At 57.8% G+C, this 20,758-nt stretch carries 20 protein-coding genes; 11 read left to right on the top strand and 9 right to left on the bottom strand.

The features are described from left to right. Positions 1 to 244: 244 nt before the first annotated feature. Both proP and SCU88_RS13925 read left to right on the top strand, forming a co-directional pair. Positions 245 to 1,714: a glycine betaine/L-proline transporter ProP gene (gene proP, locus SCU88_RS13920; protein WP_175341712.1), complete on the top strand. Its 1,470-nt coding sequence runs from the start codon at positions 245 to 247 to the stop codon at positions 1,712 to 1,714. An 80-nt stretch (positions 1,715 to 1,794) separates the two neighbouring features. After that, complete coding sequence (locus tag SCU88_RS13925; protein WP_175341713.1) at positions 1,795 to 2,229, top strand: hypothetical protein; 435 nt, start codon at positions 1,795 to 1,797, stop codon at positions 2,227 to 2,229. 77 nt (positions 2,230 to 2,306) lie between these two features. On the opposite strand, the gene SCU88_RS13930 is transcribed toward SCU88_RS13925, so the two are convergent. Further along, a complete protein-coding gene (locus SCU88_RS13930; RefSeq protein ID WP_175341827.1) occupies positions 2,307 to 3,260 on the bottom strand; it encodes a chemotaxis protein CheW in 954 nt (317 codons plus the stop codon). Positions 3,261 to 3,485: 225 nt separating this feature from the next. On the opposite strand from SCU88_RS13930, the gene SCU88_RS13935 reads away from it, so the two are divergent. From SCU88_RS13935 to SCU88_RS13960, 6 genes are all read left to right on the top strand, one after another. Beyond that, positions 3,486 to 4,631, top strand: a complete 1,146-nt coding sequence (locus SCU88_RS13935; protein WP_138097817.1) for a transglutaminase-like domain-containing protein — start codon at positions 3,486 to 3,488, stop codon at positions 4,629 to 4,631. Then, positions 4,603 to 4,965, top strand: coding sequence for a mercuric transporter MerT family protein (locus SCU88_RS13940; protein WP_138097818.1), 363 nt, complete (start codon positions 4,603 to 4,605; stop codon positions 4,963 to 4,965). Before SCU88_RS13935 ends, SCU88_RS13940 begins: the two co-directional genes overlap by 29 nt. After that, positions 4,962 to 5,246 carry a heavy-metal-associated domain-containing protein gene (locus tag SCU88_RS13945; protein WP_138097819.1) on the top strand — a complete coding sequence of 95 codons (285 nt, stop codon included), beginning with the start codon at positions 4,962 to 4,964 and terminating at the stop codon, positions 5,244 to 5,246. The genes SCU88_RS13940 and SCU88_RS13945 overlap by 4 nt, the downstream gene beginning before the upstream one ends. A gap of 112 nt (positions 5,247 to 5,358) precedes the next feature. Further along, positions 5,359 to 6,366: a substrate-binding domain-containing protein gene (locus SCU88_RS13950; RefSeq protein ID WP_175341714.1), complete on the top strand. Its 1,008-nt coding sequence runs from the start codon at positions 5,359 to 5,361 to the stop codon at positions 6,364 to 6,366. A gap of 125 nt (positions 6,367 to 6,491) precedes the next feature. After that, complete coding sequence (gene nhaC / locus SCU88_RS13955) at positions 6,492 to 7,943, top strand: Na+/H+ antiporter NhaC (protein WP_175341715.1); 1,452 nt, start codon at positions 6,492 to 6,494, stop codon at positions 7,941 to 7,943. Between the two features lie 13 nt (positions 7,944 to 7,956). After that, a complete protein-coding gene (locus SCU88_RS13960; protein ID WP_175341716.1) occupies positions 7,957 to 9,117 on the top strand; it encodes a PatB family C-S lyase in 1,161 nt (386 codons plus the stop codon). Positions 9,118 to 9,144: 27 nt separating this feature from the next. Here SCU88_RS13960 and SCU88_RS13965 read toward each other — a convergent pair whose 3' ends face one another. From SCU88_RS13965 to SCU88_RS13995, 7 genes are all read right to left on the bottom strand, one after another. Further along, complete coding sequence (locus SCU88_RS13965; RefSeq protein ID WP_175341717.1) at positions 9,145 to 9,819, bottom strand: hypothetical protein; 675 nt, start codon at positions 9,817 to 9,819, stop codon at positions 9,145 to 9,147. 116 nt (positions 9,820 to 9,935) lie between these two features. Further along, the gene (locus SCU88_RS13970) at positions 9,936 to 11,318 is read right to left on the bottom strand and encodes a cytosine permease (RefSeq protein WP_175341718.1); all 1,383 of its coding nucleotides are present in this window, start codon (positions 11,316 to 11,318) and stop codon (positions 9,936 to 9,938) included. A gap of 149 nt (positions 11,319 to 11,467) precedes the next feature. Beyond that, positions 11,468 to 12,934, bottom strand: coding sequence for an aldehyde dehydrogenase family protein (locus SCU88_RS13975; protein WP_175341719.1), 1,467 nt, complete (start codon positions 12,932 to 12,934; stop codon positions 11,468 to 11,470). A 13-nt stretch (positions 12,935 to 12,947) separates the two neighbouring features. Next, the gene (locus tag SCU88_RS13980) at positions 12,948 to 13,985 is read right to left on the bottom strand and encodes an LLM class flavin-dependent oxidoreductase (protein WP_175341720.1); all 1,038 of its coding nucleotides are present in this window, start codon (positions 13,983 to 13,985) and stop codon (positions 12,948 to 12,950) included. A gap of 19 nt (positions 13,986 to 14,004) precedes the next feature. Continuing rightward, positions 14,005 to 14,934: a flavin reductase family protein gene (locus SCU88_RS13985; protein WP_431810013.1), complete on the bottom strand. Its 930-nt coding sequence runs from the start codon at positions 14,932 to 14,934 to the stop codon at positions 14,005 to 14,007. Continuing rightward, entirely contained in the window at positions 14,921 to 15,766 is an 846-nt protein-coding gene (locus SCU88_RS13990; protein WP_175341721.1) for an alpha/beta fold hydrolase, read from the bottom strand. The genes SCU88_RS13985 and SCU88_RS13990 overlap by 14 nt, the downstream gene beginning before the upstream one ends. Further along, on the bottom strand, positions 15,738 to 16,340 hold the full coding sequence (locus SCU88_RS13995) for an amino acid synthesis family protein (protein WP_175341722.1): 603 nt from the start codon (positions 16,338 to 16,340) through the stop codon (positions 15,738 to 15,740). The genes SCU88_RS13990 and SCU88_RS13995 overlap by 29 nt, the downstream gene beginning before the upstream one ends. 479 nt (positions 16,341 to 16,819) lie before the next feature. Between SCU88_RS13995 and SCU88_RS14000 the strand changes: the two genes are divergently transcribed. Then, positions 16,820 to 17,494 (top strand): GntR family transcriptional regulator, encoded by a 675-nt coding sequence (locus SCU88_RS14000; protein ID WP_138097829.1) that lies wholly within the window; start codon positions 16,820 to 16,822, stop codon positions 17,492 to 17,494. A 2-nt stretch (positions 17,495 to 17,496) separates the two neighbouring features. After that, complete coding sequence (locus tag SCU88_RS14005) at positions 17,497 to 17,784, top strand: DUF1330 domain-containing protein (RefSeq protein ID WP_175341723.1); 288 nt, start codon at positions 17,497 to 17,499, stop codon at positions 17,782 to 17,784. A gap of 39 nt (positions 17,785 to 17,823) precedes the next feature. Here the strand turns inward: SCU88_RS14005 and SCU88_RS14010 are convergent, their stop codons facing one another. Further along, positions 17,824 to 18,702: a PhzF family phenazine biosynthesis protein gene (locus SCU88_RS14010; RefSeq protein ID WP_431810014.1), complete on the bottom strand. Its 879-nt coding sequence runs from the start codon at positions 18,700 to 18,702 to the stop codon at positions 17,824 to 17,826. Positions 18,703 to 18,987: 285 nt separating this feature from the next. On the opposite strand from SCU88_RS14010, the gene treA reads away from it, so the two are divergent. Next, positions 18,988 to 20,733: an alpha,alpha-trehalase TreA gene (treA, locus tag SCU88_RS14015; protein WP_175341724.1), complete on the top strand. Its 1,746-nt coding sequence runs from the start codon at positions 18,988 to 18,990 to the stop codon at positions 20,731 to 20,733. Positions 20,734 to 20,758 lie beyond the last annotated feature (25 nt).

Here is a 20,758-nt window from a genome sequence, read left to right on the forward strand (position 1 = left end):
AGAAAAAGTATCCGGATAATATATCAATATGTTTATTTAAGTTTCTCATTATTAATAAAGACGCCATGCAATAACCGGGGGTTAATTATATGGGATTGCGCCATGATGCCGTTTTCTTTAAGGTGGTCGGCCGCCATTTTTACGGGAATGGCGGTATTACCGGCCTTTTATAGCTTTCCTTACTGTATAAGCGTGACGGCAGCGAAAGCTATAAGAGTGCTCCATCCAGATTTACGGGGAGTTTATGAGTACAGGATCGATACCGAATAACCAGAATAACCATAAGCCATCGGCACAGGAATTAACCGTTAGCGATATTACTATTGTTGACCGCAAGCTATTAAAGCGCGCCGTTGGCGCTGCCGCGCTGGGCAATACCATGGAGTGGTTCGACTTCGGGGTATACAGCTATCTGGCTGTGATTATCGGCAAGGTCTTTTTCCCCGATGCCAGCGGCGCCGCACAGCTGATTGCTTCGTTCGGCACCTTTGCCGCCGCCTTCCTGGTGCGCCCTATCGGCGGAATGGTGTTTGGTCCGCTGGGCGACCGCTTTGGCCGCCAGAAGATCCTCGCCCTGACGATGATCATGATGTCGATCGGCACCTTCTGTATCGGGCTCATCCCCGACTATGGCAGCATTGGCATCGCCGCGCCCATCCTGCTGCTGGTCGCTCGCCTGGTGCAGGGCTTTTCCACCGGCGGTGAATACGGCGGTGCGGCGACCTTTATTGCCGAATATTCCACCGATAAGCGGCGCGGCTTTATGGGAAGCTGGCTGGAATTTGGCACTCTGGGAGGTTACCTGCTGGGCGCCAGCCTGGTTACCCTCATGACCGCTCTGCTGCCGGAACAGGCGATGCTCGACTGGGGCTGGCGTATCCCCTTCTTCCTGGCCGCGCCGTTAGGCATTTTTGGTCTCTATATCCGCCTTAAGCTCGAAGAGACACCGGCGTTTAAAGAGCATATGGAAAAACAGGATGCCCTGGAGCACAGCAAGCCGCAGCTCGGCCTGTTAAAAATGCTGCACCAGAATCGCAATCAGATCCTCAAATGTATGGGGCTGGTACTGCTGTTTAACGTGTCGAATTATATGCTGACCTCTTATATGCCCAGCTATCTCACCAGCGTACTGGGGATGAGTGAACTCACCGGTCTGCTGCTGGTGATGGTCATTATGTTTGTGATGATGCCGCTGACTCTGATGTGGGGCCACTGGACGGATCGTATCGGCCGTCGCCCGGTAATTGCCCTGGGGGCTATCGGGCTGGTGCTGCTGTCCATTCCGAGCTTTATGCTGATCGGGTCGGGAAATCTGCTGGCGGTCTTTGCCGGCCTTGCGGTGCTGGGTATTCTGCATACCTGCTTTAGCGGCACCATGCCCGCCACGCTGCCAGCGCTGTTTACCACCCACATTCGCTACAGCGCTCTGGCCATTGGCTTTAACCTGTCGGTTTCACTGTTTGGCGGCACCACGCCGCTGGTCACCGCCTGGCTGGTGGATACCACCCAGAATGTCATGATGCCTGCGTACTATATGATGGGTGCCGGGGTCATCGGCCTGATCACCGTGCTGACGCTGCGTGAAACGGCTCAAAAACCGCTGAGCGGATCGTCGCCTACGGTGGCCAGCCATGCCGAAGCGCACCGGCTGATCGACAGGCTGCGTAAGCAGCGGGCCAAAAAATCGCGTATGCCGCAAACGGCGAGCGAGTAACCGATTAAATCCACGCTGCGGCGTGGATTTTTTCAGGGTAAGCTGGCAAATACCATCCCAATGAATAAAAGGAGCAAACCATGCGCCCCGTTGGATATTCCGTTATCGCGCGTGATATTTACAACTACGCCCATGATATGAATCAGTTCTGGAAAAATCTTCAAAAGGAATCCATTGCCGAATGGATGCTTATTATGGCCATCGCCTGCTGGGGAATTCCTGACCGTTTTTTCCAGATATGGGCGTTTATTTTAACGGCGCTGTTTTTCTCCGGTAAATTACTTCGATTCCATAATAGAATGACGTTCGCCCAGATGGAGTCGAAAATCCGCGCGCAGATTGCCATATCAACGCTACCGGAAGAAGCGCGCCTAAAACTTAATCGCCAACTGGAAAAGGTGAGATCCTTCCGCCGCTTCAGGAATTCCAGTTTTGTACTGCGTCGTAACTGGCGCTTTCTTGCCGGGTATCTGTTTCTGGGGGCATCCGTAATTAAAGTGCTTTTTTTCCCGTAATGCTCCTCTTACTTATGCCCGGACAGATTTCTGCCTGTCAGCTAACAGGCAGGTAATTCGTCCCTGTCTGGCGCCCGCTAACGCATCACCCGCGTAATAACCGACGACAGCTCGTTGATCTCAAACTTGGCGACATAGCCGTCGGCTCGCACTTTGCGGACGTGTTCCTCGTTAGCGCTACCGGAAAGTGATGAGTGAATGATCACCGGAATGCTTTGCAACTGGCTGTGGTTTTTAATTTTACGGGTCAGAGTAAAGCCGTCCATTTCCGGCATTTCCAGGTCAGTCAGCACCAGTGCAATCTTTTCACTAATGTGTACGCCTTCCTGTTGAGCCTGGGCGGCCAGCTCCTCGATTTTCAGCCACGCATCCTTGCCGGTCACATGCATCAACGCCGGCAGCTTCATGGCCTGTAGCCCTTTTTCCAGCATAGCGCGCGCCACTTTGGAATCTTCGGCGACAATCACCACCGACCCCGGTTTAATGTCAATCTGCGGCAGATCGTTATGGGTGGCGTGCAGGTCGTGTTTGGTGGGAACAATATCGTGCAGCACCTGTTCCACGTCGATCACCATCGCCAGGTTATTGCTGGTCGGGTCGTCATCCAGCCGGGCTACGCTTGTGATGTACTGTCCGTTGACCAGTTTTTCCGCGGTGTGAATCTGGGTCCAGTCCAGACGCACGATATTTTCCACCGACTCCACGGCAAAGGCCTGAACGGTACGCGCGTACTCGGTAATCAGCAAAATATTCATCCCGCCCGAAGGCCGACAGCCCAGAACCGCGGGCAGGTCAATTACCGGGATTATCTGGTCGCGAATATTCACCATTCCCAGTACCGGATGCCGCACCCCAACCGGTTTGGTGTAGTCAGGCATCGGTACGATTTCGCGCAGTTTAAATACGTTAATGCCGAACAGCTCCGATTTTCCATCATGCTCAGATGCACCAAGGCGAAACAGCAGCAGTTCAAAACGGTTCGATAGCGTGAGATTCACCCTGTCATCAATATCTTTCTGGAAATTATCCATCATGCCCTCAGAGTCCTGGAAAGGGTTTTACCGGTATTCTGGTTATCGGCATTCCCGGGAAAAAGTGCAGTGTATTTTTCTTTTTTTTCATTCTCCGGCGCCTCCTGAGGCGGGAGAAAGCGGTTGCAATGATTGTCCACGCGTTCCGATAGTCGCATAATAACGCCCGACCTCCGCAGGTGCGGGGTTAAGCTCCAGCTTTTTCTGGTGACGAAAGGATGACGAATGGAAAGGCGTAACTTTCTTAAAGGCGCGGCGGCGCTCTCTACATTGGGGCTGGTCAGCCCGGTCTGGTCTGAAACCAAAAGCGCTAAGCAGCCCGCCGTCTCCGCTTCCAGCCAATGGCGCCGTTTTGTCATGACCCAGACTTACAACCTGAAGGTGCCGGAAGGTTCCGAAGGCAAAGTCAATCTGTGGGTGCCGGTGCCCGAAAATACCGACTTCCAGCAGCTGGTAAATCTCTCCTTTAGCGGCAACTACCAGAAGGCCGTACTCAACGCCAATAACCGCTACGGCGCGAAGATGCTGTTCGTCACCTGGCCGGACTCCGAAGGCAAGCTGGAGCTGAAGGTCGAAATGACCATCGAAACCCGCGACTGGGAAGTGCTGAAACAGAATAAACTGGCCGACTGGCAGCTACCAGAACAGGACGCCGTCATTCCAGACACCATTCAGCCCTGGCTGAAAGCCACCCCGCATATCGCCATCGACGGCGTGGTTAAAGAGACCGCGCACAAGATTATCGGCAACGAAAAATCCCCGCTGAAACAGGCGCGTCTGATCCACGACTGGGTCAGCAGCAATATGCATCGCGACGAGTCGGTTATCGGCTGCGGCACCGGAGATGTGGGCGAGATCCTGAAAACCGGCAAACTGGGCGGCAAATGCACCGACATCAACTCGGTCTTTGTGGCGCTGTGCCGCGCCGCAGGCATTCCGGCCCGCGAAATGTTCGGTATTCGTCTGGGAGCCACCCACAAACTGGCGGACTATTCGAAAAAAGCCTTCGGCAGCGCCGACGCCCAGGGCGTGGCAAAAATCAGCGGCGGCCAGCACTGCCGGGCCATGTTCTGGCTGGCGGGCTTTGGCTGGGTTCCGGCCGACCCAGCGGACGTCACCAAAATGCGTCTGGCCGAAAAGCAAGAGAACGACTCCCCGGCCGTGAAAGCGGTGAACGATTACCTGTTCGGCAACTGGGAGATGAACTGGGTGGGCTTTAACTTCGGCCGCGATTTCGCCCTCTCTCCAGAAGCGGAACAGGGCGACGTCAACAACCTTGGCTATCCTTATGCGGAAGTGGACGGCGATCCGCTTAACTTCTACGATCCGGCGACATTCAGTTATGACTATGTCAGCGTCGAACGGCGTTAAGAGCGGCCTGGTCACCCTGCTGGCGGCACTGGTGGCCGCGGGTGCTTCCACGCTGTGCTGCATCGGGCCTCTGCTGTATCTGCTGTTCGGCATCTCCGCCGCCGGGCTGATTGGCATTCCGGCGCTGGACTGGCTGCAGATCCCGATGATTATTCTGTCAGTCGGCCTGATGGCGCGCGGTTTCTGGCGGCTTTATCTGTCGCCGAAGCCCATCTGCGTTAACGTAGTCAGCCGTCGGGTGCTGGAATGGCTTTACTGGCTGTCGGTCCCGCTGGTGTTGCTGCTCATCACCTACCCCTGGGTGCTACCCTGGATACTGGAAACGATGGAATGAAAAAGATAATTTGCCTGGCGCTGATGCTGATTGCCCCTCTGGGCTGGGCCGCCAACAAAAAAGTGACGCTCGATGTCAGTCAGATGACCTGCCCGCTGTGCGTTATCTCAATTAACAAAGCGCTGCGCGGCACCGATGGCGTTATCAAAGCCAAAGCGTCGATGAAAACCCATCAGGCCGATGTGGTCGTCCCGGCGGATTTTGATAACCAGAAGCTGCTGGCGGCGGTCGCCAAAACCGGCTTTAGCGCGAAGATTCACGACGTCACTGATATTCAGTGATCCCGCCATACGCTGCGCCGGATCTCATCTCCGGCACAGCGTTCTGCCGCTCCCCTTTTCCCGGCGTACAATGCTGTCGTTCGATGTTCCTTAACCGGAGAGCGGCACCGTCATGCCAACCATCAAAGACGTCGCCCGACTGGCGGGCGTTTCCACCGCCACCGTTTCAAGAGTGATCAATCAGACCGCCTGGGTGGAGCCAGCGACCCGGGAGCGGGTCGAAAAAGCCATGCGCGAACTCAACTACCGGCGCAATGCGGCGGCTCTGGCGCTGGCGAAACGCAGCGGCGATATGCTCGGCCTGCTGACCGGCAACCTTGCCGACCCCTTTTTTGCCCGGCTGGCCCGGGGCGTTGAGGAAGTGGCCCGACAGCACGGTTTCCGCCTGATGGTATGCAGCGGCGGCCACCAGGAAAGCATGGAGAAATCCGGCCTCGATTTCCTGATTAACCAGGGCTGTGAAGCCATTGTGGTGCACTCCAGCCGTCTGAGCGATCGCGACCTGCTGCGCTATGCCGCCCATACCCCCGGTATGGTGCTGGTGAACCGCTATATTGCCGCCATGGCTAACCGCTGCGTCTGGCTGGAAAATCACGCTGCCGCCATGCAGGCCACCCTGCATCTGCTGGAAAACGGCCACCGCTGCATCGCCTGCGTCACCTCGGATCTGCCCATCGACGATCGCCGCCAGCGTCTGGAAGGCTACCGCGCAGCGCTGGCGCAGTACGGCATTACGCCGCCCCACGAATGGATTATCAGCGTGCCGTTTAACGAGGAAGGCGGCGAACAGGCAGCCCGTCAGTTGCTGGACAACGGTATTCCGTTTACCGCCGCCTTTACCTTTAACGATGTGATGGCCGCTGGCATTATGCGCATCCTGCATCAGCAGGGGGTGGCGCTTCCCGAACGTCTGTCGCTGGTCGGTTTCGATGATGTGGTGCTGGCTCGTTACCTGCACCCTGCCCTGACCACCATCCACTACCCGGTAGAAACCATGGCCCGCCAGGCCGGTCAACTGGCGATTCAGCTTTACCAGGGACAGACCCCGCCGCCGCGTAGTAACGGCTTTTGCGCCGAACTGGTGGTCAGAGACTCAGTCTGCCCACCGGTCAATGGATAATGATGTGATCGGGTTCATCTTTTTCATCGTCATGTAATCGGTTACATGGCGAGCCATTCCCGATCACGTTAGCCAGCCACCATTGCCCCTACCCTGAAGCCCACTCTTCGACCAGGAGCATCAACATGAATGCGAAACAGAACAACAAAAAAACGCTGTCGCTCGGGCTGGCGCTACTGCCCATTGTCGCCATGCTGGCGCTGCTGATTGTGGGCTACGGCGTGGCGGGGCTGCGTATCGAGCCGCTGCTGCTGTGTTCAGCGGCCATCGCGGCGGCTCTGGCGCTGTGGCAGGGCTATAGCTGGGATGAGATTATCGACTCCATCGTCAGCAAACTGGCGAAGGCGATGCCGGTGATTATGATCCTGATCTGCGTCGGCGGCCTGATCGGCACCTGGATGTTCAGCGGCACCATCCCCTACATGGTTTACTGGGGCCTGAAGCTGATTAGCCCCCAGTATATTCTGATCGCTGCCTTCTTTCTGACCAGCGTGGTATCGGTCTGTACCGGCACCTCCTGGGGCTCCGCCGGTACCGTCGGAGTGGCGTTGATGGGGGTGGCCGCCGGGCTGGACGTCTCCCTGCCTGCGGCAGCGGGCGCCGTGGTTTCCGGCGCCTACTTCGGCGATAAAATTTCGCCGCTTTCCGACTCCACCAACTTCGCCGCCATCGTGGCGGACACCACGCTGTTCGAGCATATCCAACACCTGCTCTATACCACTATCCCCAGCTTCCTGCTGGCCGCCGTAGTCTATCTGCTGGCCGGTCATAGCGACATGATCGGCAATGTGGCCACGCCCCAGCGCGTTACCGATATCATCGCCGCCCTGGAAGGGCTGTACCACTTTAATATCGTGCTGATTCTTCCGCCGGTACTGGTGCTGTGGGGCGCGGTACGTAAAAAACCGGTGATTCCGCTGATGCTATTCGCCTGCCTGCTGGCCATCATCCTTGGGATTGCGCTACAGGGTTTGAGCCTGAAACAGGGGCTGGATGCCTTTATGGATGGCTTTAACATCACCATGTTCGACCATGGCAACGCCGGAGTGGTCGCCGATGTGCCGCGTCTGCTCAATCGCGGCGGCATGTTCTCGATGATGAGCACCATTCTGCTGGTGTTCTGCGCCTTCTCTTTTGCCGGCGCCCTGACGCTCACCGGCGCTCTGACCGTGATAATCAACCGCCTGCTGACCGTTATCCGTACCACCGGCCAGCTGATCGCCGCCACCATCGGCACCACCATTCTGGTAACCGGCGCCACCAGCGACGGCAAGCTGGCGCTGCTGGTGCCTGCCGAACTGTTTAAAAACGCCTACCGCCGGATGGGGCTCGATAACAAGAACCTGTCGCGTACCGTTGAGGACGCCGGAACCGTGATCGAACCACTACTGCCCTGGACCTCCGCCGGGGTCTATATGGCGACCACTCTGGGGGTCAGTACCCTCGACCTGCTGCCCTGGGCGGTCCAGTGCTACGCCGCTATCTTCTTCGCGCTGATCTACGGCTTTACCGGTTTTGGCATCGCCCGACTGCCGCAATCAAAGACACAGCCTCAGCCTCAACCGGTTGCGGAATAATAAGGATCAGACCATGACAGAGAATTTCGATCGGATTATTGAGCGCCGGGGCACCGGCTCGGTAAAGTGGGATGCGATGGACGGCTCCGGGCTCCCCATGTGGGTTTCGGACGTCGACTTCGCAGCACCGCCGGCGGTGCTGGCCGCCCTGCACCAGCGGGCGGATCACGGCGTCTTCGGCTACAGTACCCGCAATCAGGCATACGACGATGCGCTACTGGCCTGGTTTGCAGGACGACACAACCTGACGTTGGACTCGCAATGGATCTGCTGTGTGGAAGGCGTGGTCCCCGGGCTGGCGCTGCTGTTGCAGATGCTCAGCCAGCCCGGCGATGGCGTGGTGATTCAGGGGCCTTACTATGGCTCATTCGCCAAAATCATCACCCTTAACGGCCGCGCGCTACTGGAAAATCCCCTGATCGAGGATCCTCAGTTCGGCTACCGGATGGATCTCAACCAACTGGAGCAGTTGTTCCAGCGCCATCGGCCACCGTTGATGATTCTGTGTAATCCCCATAATCCTACCGGACGCTGCTGGTCTGCCGATGAGTTGACCCGTCTGCTGGCACTGTGCGAACGCTACGATGTCACCCTGCTTTCCGACGAAATCTGGGCCGATCTGCTGCTGCCGGGTAACCGCTTTACCTCGGTACTGCATCTGGACTCGCGCTGGCACCCGCGCATCATCGCCGCCACCGCCCCCAGTAAGACCTTTGGTCTGTCGTCGCTGCGTCTGTCTAACTTCCTGATTCCGGATGCCACGCTGCGTCAGCGTTTTCTGCAACGTCTGGATGCCCACGGACTGGATGTGTTCAACGCCATGTCTCTGACCGCGTCCACGGCGGCGCTACGCCACGGCGCCGGGTGGCTGGATGAACTGCTGGCCTATTTGGCGGAAAACCGGCGCTGGTTTTGTAAGCAGGCGGCTCAGCATCTGCCCTGGGCCAGAATCACGCCCGCCCAGGGCACCTATCTGCTATGGGTGGACTGCCGCGCCCTGGGGCTGGATGACGATACCCTGAAGCAGCGGATAACCGAACAGGCAGGTATTATCCCTTCAATGGGCGCCAGTTTCGGCCCCACGGGACAGGGATTTATCCGCCTTAACCTCGGGTGCCCGCGCCGCTATCTGGAGCAGGCGCTGGCAGGGCTGAGGCAAATTCAGCCTGCGTAACCACGGTGCCGGACAGCGCGTCCGGCATTATTTAGCGGATTTCATCTCCTGAATAACAGGATCACGGGTTAACAGATATCGATCCAGCGTAAACCGGTAGCACTGGGTATCATTGATTTTTAAATACATACGGTCTGCCGCTTTTGGTCCGCAGGGGGAAATAAAGGAGGCATCCGCCAGCAGAGCCACCCGGGCAATCCAGGGAGTGGAAAATACCGCCAGGACAGGTAATGGCGCCGTGAGTATCATCAGATAAATGCCACGCCGCAGTAACAACATAAAACCTGAGGACTCAATGGACTGCTTCATGCCACCGGGAATAACAGGAGAAAACTGGCTATAGACTGAAACAATCATACCCGACAGCGCAGAGGCCAGCATAATCAGTGCCCAAACCAGAAGCACCGAAACAGGCACTCCCAATATTGCGGGGGAATATTTCAAATTATCTTCGCTGACGCCGCTGGCAAAACTCAGTATTTTCAAAGCGATCAGATAAGAAAAAAACCAAATCACCACATTATAAAATTTGAGGACATACGCATTTTTCAGAAAGCTGAAGATCGCCCCACGCAGCGGCGCCAGTCGGATAATCCCCAGACCAAAAAGAATACAGAACGCGATATAGATATGGCCGTAATACATGGCCGCCACGACCATACCACAAATAACCAAATCCGTTATTATCTCTTTCCTGGACATATTGTCTTGATTCCCGATCCACCTCTCCAGGTTTCGGAATATAGCACAGGCATGCGGCCAATTAGCGGTTGCGACGCGTAAACCAGGGGAGGAAAATATTTCCTCCCCCAATCCCGTTATTCCCGCTGCGCCCGGATCCACCACAGTTCGGCACGACCGTTAAACAGCGGCCAGGCGATCGCAATAGCCGCCATACTGATAATCCACGAAATATCGGTGCCCGGCACCAGTCCGGAATAAGGGCCAGTGAAAAAGGCGTTCTTCATAAAGGGCAACTGCACCAGGATACCGAAGGCGTAAATGCCCAGCGCCTTACGGTTTACCCGCCCATAGCGACCGCCGTCGGCCCGGAAGATCGATTCCACATCGTAGCGCTGACCGTGGATCAGGTAGAAGTCGATCAGATTGATCATCGCCCAGGGCACCAGTACCGAGATCAGCGCCAGAATCAGATTCAGGAACAGGTTCACAAAGTTGGATGAAGCCGCCAGCGCCACCAGCACCGAGCCCACCAGCACCACCGCGGAGCACAGCAGCCGCCCGCGGGCCGATGGCCGCCAGTCCGGTACAAAGGTCTGTACCGCGGTGATCAGCGACAGCACCGCACCGTAGAGATTCATGGCGTTATGACAGATGATATTCAGCAGAAACAGCACCATCAGTAGCGGACCCAGCCAGCCGGTGGCCTGGCGCACCGCGTCCATGGCGTCGCTGCCGCCGGTGACGCTGACTGCCGACATACCGAACAGAAACGCCAGGATAGTGCCGCAGCAGGCGCCGAGCCAGGTATACAAAAACGGTTTCAGTACCCCGCAATCTTCCGGCAGATAGCGCGAATAGTCAGAGGTATAAGGCGAGAAGCTAATCTGCCATACCGCCCCCAGACAGAAGGTGGCGAACCAGCCGGAAAGCGTAAAACTGCCGCGCGCCCAGAAATCCGCGGGCAGCGGATGGCTGTAGATCATCGCCAGCCCCGCCAGCAGCGCCGCTCCCATCACCCAGGCGCCAATACGGTTAAGACGGTGAATAAAGTGATACCCGACCGCGCCGATAAAGGTAGCGGCCGCGGCGCCGCACAGCGTGGCGCTGGTAATACCGATCGACGGCAGTACGTTATGGATCACCCGGCCGGAAAGCGTGATATTCGAGATAAAAAAGCCCAGGTAGATGACCGAGGCAAACGCAATCACCAGCAGCGACCCATAGCGCCCAAACTGGGCCCGGCTCTGAACCATCTGCGGTATCCCGGCACGGGGACCCTGAGCGGAAGTGAGCCCCAGAAACAGACCGCCGAACAGATGACCCGCCACGATAGCCGTTATCGCCGACAACACGTTAAGGTGAAACGTCAGCGTGGCGGCGGCGCCGGTCACCACCGCCAGCGGCGCAATATTGGTGCAGAACCAGAGTGTAAACAGGCTGCGGGGGTGACCGTGCCGCTCGGCGGCGGGCACATAGTCGATAGACTTATTTTCAATAAACGCTTTCCGGGCTTGCATGGTCGCCTCCTCCGGGAAAGAAATGGGTACAGGTTCGCGGTGTTTTCCCTGACAAAAGGCCGTAGCAGACCCGGCGCGCCATGGCTCGCCTGAACTGCGGGTTACGGATTTCCTGTTAGCGGCGCCGTGAACCGGCGCCGCGACTTCGGTTAACGCATCACAAAGGGATCGTCGATGGGCTCATCGCTGGTGCGTAGCCACACGGTGCGGGTGGTGGTGTACTCCAGCGCGGCGCTGATGCCCCCTTCCCGGCCGGAGCCGGATTCGCCATAGCCGCCGAACGGCGCCATGGGCGAGATAGCCCGGTAGGTATTCAGCCAGACCACACCGGCCCGCAACACCCCGGTCACCCGGTGGGCCCGGGCCAGATCCCGGGTAAAGACGCCTGCGGCCAGGCCATAGGCGCTGTCGTTGGCCAGCCGTATCGCTTCGGCTTCGTCCCGGAACGACTGTACCGACAGCACCGGTCCGAACAGTTCGGTGCGCAGGCAGGCCGCATCGGGATGTCCATCGCAATCCAGGATGGTCGGCGGATAGTAGTGACCGCCCTGCTCCAGCGCATAATGACCGGTCACCAGCCGTGCCCCCTGTTCCAGAGACTTGCCGACCACCTCTTCAATCCGCTGTTTCTGACGGGCGGTACACAGCGGCCCGAACTGGGTTTCGGGATCTTCCGGGGCGCCAATGCGGATGGCTTCCGCCTTACGGGTCAGCAGCGCCAGGAAGCGTTCCTTAATACTGTCCGCCACCAGCAGGCGTGAACCCGCCACGCAGCTCTGGCCGGAAGCGGCAAAAATACCGGCCACCTGCGCGTTGGCGGCGCTTTCCAGATTCGCGTCGTCGAACACGATAAACGGCGACTTGCCCCCCAGCTCCAGCGAGGTGCGTGCCAGGTTCTCTGCGCTGTTGCGCACGATATGGCGCGCGGTCTCCGGCCCGCCGGTAAAGGCGATGTGGTCCACTGCCGGATGGGCGCTCAGCAGCGCGCCACATTCAGCGGCAAAGCCGGTGATCACATTGACCACGCCGGGCGGAAAACCGGCCTGGTCAATAACCCGGGCAAAGGCCAGCAGCGGAGCTGGCGCCTCTTCCGATGCCTTCAGCACCACCGTACAGCCCGCAGCCAGCGCCGGTCCCAGTTTGACTGCCGACAGAAATAGCTGACTGTTCCAGGGGACAATCGCAGCGACCACTCCCACCGGCTCGCGGCGGATCCAGCTTTCCATATCCGGCTTGTCGATAGCCAGCACCCGGCCTTCGATCTTATCCGCCAACCCTGCGTAGTAGCGGTAATATTCGGCGATATAGGCAATCTGAGCGCGGGTTTCGCGAATAATCTTGCCAGTATCCAGGGTTTCCAGACGCGCCAGTTCGTCGGCGTTGGCTTCCAGTAGATCGGCCAGCCGCAGCAGCAGTTTGCCGCGCCCGCCCGCAGTCAGCCCGCGCCAGGCCGGATCGTTGAAGGCGCGCTGCGCGGCCATGACGGCGCGATTCACCTCGTCGCCGCGCGCTTCCGGCATTTCGGCCCAGGGTTCTCCGGTGGCCGGATTACGAGAGAGGAAGCGCGCCGCTCCCGCTTCAAAGCGGCCATCGATATAGAGTTTGAAGGTTTCCATCGCCGCCTCTCTGTTAGTGGAATTCCGGTAATACCGAATGGATAAAGCGTTCCAGCGACGCTTTTTTGCGCTCGAACGACATGCCGCTGTCGATCCAGAAAGCGAACTCGTCGTAACCCAGATCCTTGTAGTGCTTCAGACGGGTAATGACCTCGTTCGGCGTACCGATGGCCAGGTTATTACGCATCATCTCCGGCGTGAAGAAAGCATTGGCGGCGATCTCTTCCTCGCTCAGCGGCTCAATCAGCCCCTGGCTAACCGGGCGTTCATTCTTAAACCAGGCGCCGAAGTAGTTATAGAAGCGGTTAAGCTCCCGGGCCGCCTGTTGGGCATCCGCTTCATCTTCCGCCACGTAGCCGTGCTGTAGCAGCATGATTTTCAGGGGTTGCTCCGGGGCGAACTGCGCCCTGGCCTCTTTAAAGCAACTGACCAGGCGTTCTATCTCCTCCTCACCCTGGCTGAGCGGTGTGACCTGCACGTTACAGCCGTTTTTCACCGCAAACTCATGGCTGTTTGGGTCCCTGGCCGCCACCCAGATGGGCGGATGAGGCTGCTGCTGAGGTAACGGTGCTGAAGTGCTGGAAGGGAACGACCAGAATTCACCGTCGTGGGCGTAATCGCCTTCCCACAGCTTTTTCACCGCCGGAATCAGTTCGCGCATCCGCTGCCCGGCGTCCCAGGCGGTCAACCCTGGCAGCATGCGCTCGTATTCATACATATAAGCACCGCGGGCGATACCCAGTTCCAGCCGCCCGTCGGTGACGATATCGGTCATCGCCGCCTCGCCCGCCAGGCGGATCGGATGGTTGAACGGCGCCACTATGGTGCCAGTGCCCAGTCGTACCCGGGAGGTGCGGCGCGCCAGATCCGCCAGGTTGATAAAAGGATTGGGGGCGATGGTGAAGTTCATCGCATGGTGTTCACCGGTCCATACCGCGTGCATGCCCCCTTTATCCGCCATCTCGCACAGCTCAATCATTTCGTCATAGAGCTGACGCTGCGGCGTTTCGGCAGAGGTGCGCTCCATATGGACAAATAAAGACAGTTTCATAACGCTCTCCCGTTTACCGTCAGACAGCAAATTGCTTAATGGACCCGCGCTGCTCGTCGCCGTAATAGAGTCCGTAGTTGCCCATGGCGCTCTCGCGTACAAAGCGGTTGAGTAGCGATTTCAGGGCAAAATCCTGAACCGGCAGATCCGGAATCACCGGCAGCGCCACCCACTCACAGCCTGGCTGTGCGGGCGGGTTCAGCGTTGAACCGACCGGCAACGCGCAGTGCAGGACGATATGCTGCTGGTTGCGCTGGCGATCGTTATAGACCGAGTAGACCAGCCCTGGATTCGCCGGAACATCCAGCTCTTTCAGCAGCGCTTCCAGGCTTTCACCCACGCTGCCCCCTGCCACAGATCGCGACGGCAGGCGGTAGCGGCCATCCTGCTGCTTCACCATCACGGCCTGGCCGCTGGCTTCAATCAGCGCGCTGACCACCACTTCCGGGCCTGCCGCCAGGTTTTCAGCGTTTTGGGCCGGTGTGAAGTAAGCGCCGCGATAGTAGCCCAGCCCTGCCGTACCGCAGGAATCGAAGGCCAGTACCTCGCCAATCAGGATCTGGTGATCGCCAGCGCTGATGGTCTGCCAGCGGGCGCACTCAAACCAGGCCGAACAGCCGTCGATAAGCGGCGTGCCGTGCTCCCCCTTGCGCCACGCCGTGGCGGCGAAACGGTCCTCGCCCGGGCGGGCGAAGCGGCCCGACACCTCTTTTTGCTGTTCGGAAAGAATATTGATGGCGAAGCGTTCACCTTCGGCAAAATGGCTCAGGTTGGCCGAACGATTATCGATGCTCACCAGCAGCAGCGGCGGATCGAGAGAAACCGATGAAAATGAGTTAGCCGTAAAACCAATGGGCTGCTGCGCTTTATTAACGGTAGTGACCACCGTCACCCCGGTCATAAAGGCGCCGAAGGCGTCGCGTAGTTGTCTGCGCTTATCCGCGTCCATCTGTCACTCCTTCATACTGTTGTCCGGCACGTCCACTCTGATGTGGCGCGCCAAGAAAAGTCAGAATCTCGTCATTCACCGGCTGAGGATCGGTCAGGCTCAGCATATGACGGGCGTTTTTCACAATCACTGCCCGGGCGCCGGGGGTGGCCTGCGCCATCTGGTGCGCCATGGCCGGGCTGGAGTTGGCGTCGTACTCGCCGGTCATCACCAGTACCGGGCAGCCGATCTCGCCCCAGCGACCGGCATAGGTGCTGTCGCCGTCGGCAAAGGCCTGATAGGCCCGGGCGTAGCCCTGTCTGTCGACCTGGTGCAGCCATTCGCCGACCTGGCGGCGCAGCACCTGCTCCCGGGGGGCATCGCTAAACCAGCGCGCCAGCGGCGCATCGGTCTGGCCTCCGCCGTTAGCCAGCTCCAGCGCCCGGGAAAGCACCGCCTTGCGGGCCGCCGGATCGCGACGAAATACGCCGCTGATAACAATCGCATGGCTAATCCACTGCGGATATTCAATGGCCAGTCCGGCGGCGATCAGCGCCCCCATGGAGTGGCCCGCGACGGCACAGGGCCCCTGAACCAGGCTGCGAATTGCGGCGCCGGCCCAGTGGACATAATCCTCAAGCGCGGGCGTCTGATGGAAACCTTCGCTTTCGCCATGGCCGGGCATATCCAGCGCAATCACCCGGTAGCGGCGACTCAGGGCTTCGAGCTGCGGATACCAGGCATCGGCATTCATACCCACGCCGTGAATCAGCACCAGCGGCGCGCCCTGGCCCGCTTCCAGGTAGCCGACGCGCAGATTCGGCTCAGACAGCCGCAGGGTTTTTCGGATCATGGCCTAACTCTTTTAAGTCGAGATAACGGTTACCGATACGGTGATGAGGTCTGCCCCCCAGCGCCGCGCCCAGAGCCACCACGATTTCATCGCTGAACGGCGCATCGCTAATGTTGAACTGGAAAGTCAGGTAGTGTTCGCGACTGCCTTCGTCGTTTTTACCCATCATCGGGAGCAGAATCGGCGATGCCGCCGGACCCCGGGTGTTGTTAAACGCAAGGTAGCTTTTGCCCTCTACCGCCGAACGGTAGTGGTTGCCGAAGTGCAGGGTGTGGATCAGCGCCGAGGCGTGCTCCAGCTCGCCGTTCAACCCCACCACTGCGCTCTTACCAAAGGCCTGGACCTTCTCGCCGGAACCAGCCTCTTTGATGATCATGCCGGTCAGTAATTCCCCCAGTACCGGTCCCATCTCGCGGATTTTCGGCGCCAGATCCTCAACGAAGCCCTCCCCGGCCCAGGGATTCTTCACCACGGCTGCCGCCGCGATCATCACCAGCGGCTCGGCCGCGGCCCGACCACCGTCGACCCAGGTAGTCTCGGTGGCAACAAAGGTCTTACGAATATCCGGATGCATAACAATACCCTCTGAGATGTAGATCAAATGTTAATCAAATGTCGCAAACGGTATAGCATTGCGTATTACGGAATGTCAAAACTTGGTATACCATAAGACAACACACCAAATACGGAGTGGTAACAACCACGACCAGCGTGTTAAAGACAGATTAATAATCTTGATTTAAAAGGATTTTTCATTTCAACCCGGTACGAATCTTCAGCACGGGCGAACAGAGAAGCACTGCTATTTATGTGGAAATGACAAAACGGTAGAGTGCCGTTACGACGCGGCTGACAGACGACGGCAACAATTTTTAGCGCAATATTGAATTTTGTGAGCCGTGCCGAATTTAGCCGGGAACCGACGCCGGTGCCTCAGCCCCTCTGCCGGGGCGGCGTTGCCATCCCGTGTAAAAGGATGTTAATAGTAGCCATGAACAGGAAGAACTGGCGCTATTTCATCACGATGTTTAACGGCTCAGCATGGAGAAAATAATGATTCAGAGCCAGTCACTGAAAATAGAGAGCACGCCTACCCTTCGTGAGCTTGCGCTAACCAAAATTCGCCAGGCCATCGTCGTCGGCTATTTTAAGGCGGGAGACCGGCTGGTGGAGCGCAACCTGAGCGATGAGCTCGGCGTCAGCCGCAGCGTGGTACGCGAGGTGATTCGCTATCTCGAAGCAGAAGGATTAATCGAGATCATCCCCAAAAAGGGCCCTATCGTCGCCATTCTGACCTGGGAGGTAGCTGAACAGATCTACAACATCCGCATGCTGCTCGAACAGGAGGCCGCCCACGACTGCGCCCTGCGCGCCACCGAACAGGATAAAAAGCGGCTCTATGACCGACTGTTGCAAATAGACAGCGTATCCGGCGCCAGCGACGATATCCACCGCATTGAAGCTTCTCTCGCCTTTTATGAACAACTGTTTCACATAGCCGGGCATACCATCGCCTGGGAGATCGTCCAGCGTCTTAACAGCCGCATCAGCCGACTGCGCACGCTGACCCTGAAGACCCGCGAGCGCCAGGTGGCCGGTTTTGAACGCATGACGCGCATCTGGCGCGCCATCGATCAGAACGATGCCCAACGCGCCCGCCAGGAAGTCATTGAACATCTGCGCGAAGCATCAAGTCTTGCCCGCCAGATTCTGGAACAGCAGGAGTAAACATGTCCGCCTACTGGATTGCCCACGTGACCGTGCACGACCCCGAGCAGTACCGCCACTATATGGATCTGGCGCCTGAAGCCTTTCAGGCTTTTAACGCCCGCTTTCTGGCCCGGGGCGGTGAAGCCTCGACTCTGGAAGGCCAGCACTTTGTGAAGCACGTGCTGATTGAGTTCGACGATTATCAGAGCGCGCTGGCCTGCTACCAGTCCGACGCCTACCAGCGGGCGAAGGCCCAACGCGCTGGCGTTGCCGAAGCGCAAATTGTGATTGTCGAAGGGTTAGCCTGATCGGGTACAAAAATGGCCGCGCGTTGCGGCCATCCTTCGTTATGACAATTCGATGGTTATCATTTCCTGATATTCCGCCCGGCCGCCCACAAATATCGTCACTATACGCCCTGCGGATTGCGTCAATTCAGCGAGTATTTCAGAAGGCAGCCCCATGGAATAACCCTGCTCGAACAGCAATGTCTGTTTTTCCTGTCGCTGGTAATCTGGCAGGTATTTGACCAGATAACAGGCTAAAGCCGCATTAGAAGTGCCTGTGGCACACTCTTCCGGAATATCATAAAGCGGCGCCAGATTTCGGCAATGGGCCGCCGCAGAAGGCGACAGCGTTTCGGTGGTAAAGAGGTGATAGCCGGTAACCTGATACTTTCTGCTGATTGCCGCAACCTTATCAAGGTCGGGCTTAATTTCAGCCAGCGCATTGAATGAACGCACCGGGATTAAAATATCCTTTAACCCCGTGGAGACAATTTGGACCGGCAGGTCATGGCTGAATACGGCCCTGTCTGTATTCAGTGAGTCGGCAATTTCAGCCGGTGATAAAATATCCAGAAATTGCGGTGCTGCCTGCTGTAAAAAAATTTGCCCGTTATTTCTGACTTGTACACTCAGAATCCCGATCCCGGTCTTTATGGTGTAATCGCCCGCCGTAATCTCTTTTTTCTGATAAAGATAAGTGAACAAAGCCACGGTCGCATGGCCGCAAATATCGACTTCTTCCGCAGGTGTAAAGTAGCGAATGTGATAATCAGCATCTTCACAGGTGAATAAGCAGGCCGTCTCGGAAAATCCCAACTGATGTGCGATATGTAGCATATCCGCCTCGGTGAGTTTTTCCGTATCAATAACGACACCGGCAAGATTGCCGCCTGCAACCTGTGCTGTAAAAGCTCGCAGGCTGTAAGCATTTATCATCATCGCGCTTTTCCTCCCCTTAAAATCAGCCGCAGAGTATCAGCGGTGCGGCTCTCTTTATACCACTCTCCCTGTAGCCCTGACAGATACACATGGCTCTGTTTATGCCCGGACTGCGACGCTCAAAAAACAGCCCCCTCAGACGACACTGCTCTTATTGTCCGAAAAAATTCACTAATCGTGAGTTCGGCCCCCCGCTGCGCTAAAAATTCGGCTAAGGTTTTCATAGGGTTGATCGCCTCTATCCCGGCAGTGGCCCGGGAGCATGGAGAATAAGGAGAATAATGCATGGCAAAATCTGATTTTCGCCGTCCCCGTACTCTGTTACTGGCCATCCAGCTGGCGCTGGGTGGCGCTTTTGTCTCGCTAATGCCCCAGGCCATTGCTGCCGATGCCGAACAGAGCGTGGCCGCCAGACCCGCGCCTCAGTCGCCGGATGCGCTTCTGGGCCCGCTGTTCACCGCCGTACAAAGCGCGAAACTGTTTCCCGATCAGAAAACCTTCGCCGACGCCGTACCGCGCAGCGATCCGTTAATGATCCTCGCCGACTATCGTATGCAGCGTAATCAGTCCGGTTTCGATCTACGCCACTTTGTGGAGGTGAACTTCGTGCTGCCCAAAGCGGGCGAAAAATATGTGCCTCCTGCCGACCAGAGCCTGCGCGAACATATCGACGGCCTGTGGCCAGTGCTGACCCGCACCGGGAAAAGTACCGGCGAATGGGATTCACTGTTGACGCTGCCCAAACCTTACGTCGTACCCGGCGGCCGCTTCCGCGAAGTCTATTACTGGGACAGCTACTTCACCATGCTGGGGCTGGCCGAAAGCGGCAACTGGGATAAAGTCCAGGATATGGTGGATAACTTCGCTTACGAGATAGACACCTGGGGCCATATTCCTAACGGCAACCGCAGCTACTATCTGAGCCGCTCCCAGCCGCCCTTCTTCGCCATGATGGTGGAGCTGCTGGCCAGCCACGATAACGGCGAAGCGCTGACCAAATACCTGCCCCAGATGAAGAAGGAGTATCAGTACTGGATGGCGGGCAGCGATACCCTTGATAAGGGCGACGCCAAAGGACGGGTGGTGAAACTGCGCGACGGCGCGCTGCTGAACCGCTACTGGGATGATAAGGATACGCCGCGCCCCGAATCCTGGCTGGACGACGTAACCACCGCGAAGAGCAATCCGGATCGCAAGGCGGCACAGATTTATCGCGATCTGCGGGCTGCCGCAGCCTCTGGCTGGGACTTTAGCTCGCGCTGGATGGATGACCCCAAAAAACTCTCCACCATTCGTACCACCAGCATCGCACCGGTGGATCTTAACGCGCTGATGTATCACCTGGAGAAGACCCTGGCGCGCGCCAGCGAAGCGGCTGGTAATGCTGAAGAAGCGAAACGCTATGCCAGTCTTGCCAGCCAGCGCCAGCAGGCCATTGAGAAACATATGTGGAACAGCAAGAACGGCTGGTATGCGGATTACGATCTGCAGCACCATCGGGTGCGCAGCCAGCTAACCGCCGCCGCACTGTTCCCGCTCTATGTCCAGGCGTCTAATAAAGAGCGGGCCGCGAAGGTGGCTACCGCAGTGCGTGGCAGCCTTCTGAAAGAGGGCGGCCTGCTGACCACGGACGTAAATTCAGGGCAGCAGTGGGATGCGCCTAACGGCTGGGCGCCGTTGCAGTGGGTGGCCGTCGAAGGGCTGAAACACTACGGTCAGGATGAACTGGCGGGTGACATCCGCTGGCGCTTCCTGAGCAATGTGCAGCGCATCTATAACGCGGAACAGAAGCTGGTCGAGAAGTATGATGTTACCGGCCAGGGGGCAGGCGGTGGTGGCGGTGAATATCCGTTACAGGATGGTTTCGGCTGGACCAATGGCGTGACGCTGAAGCTGTTGGACCAGCTGTGCGCCAGCGACAAGCCTTGTGATAACGTGCCGTCTCAGCGTCCGGGACACGCCGCTCCGAACGTGTCGGCAAATTCGCAACCGGCTGAAAAGGCCAGCGCCCCACAACCGGCAGAGCAGTAATCCCCTCCCCTAACCCTCTCCCCAA

The organism is Jejuibacter sp. L23, from assembly GCF_050815825.1.
Lineage (GTDB): Bacteria > Pseudomonadota > Gammaproteobacteria > Enterobacterales > Enterobacteriaceae > Jejubacter > Jejubacter calystegiae.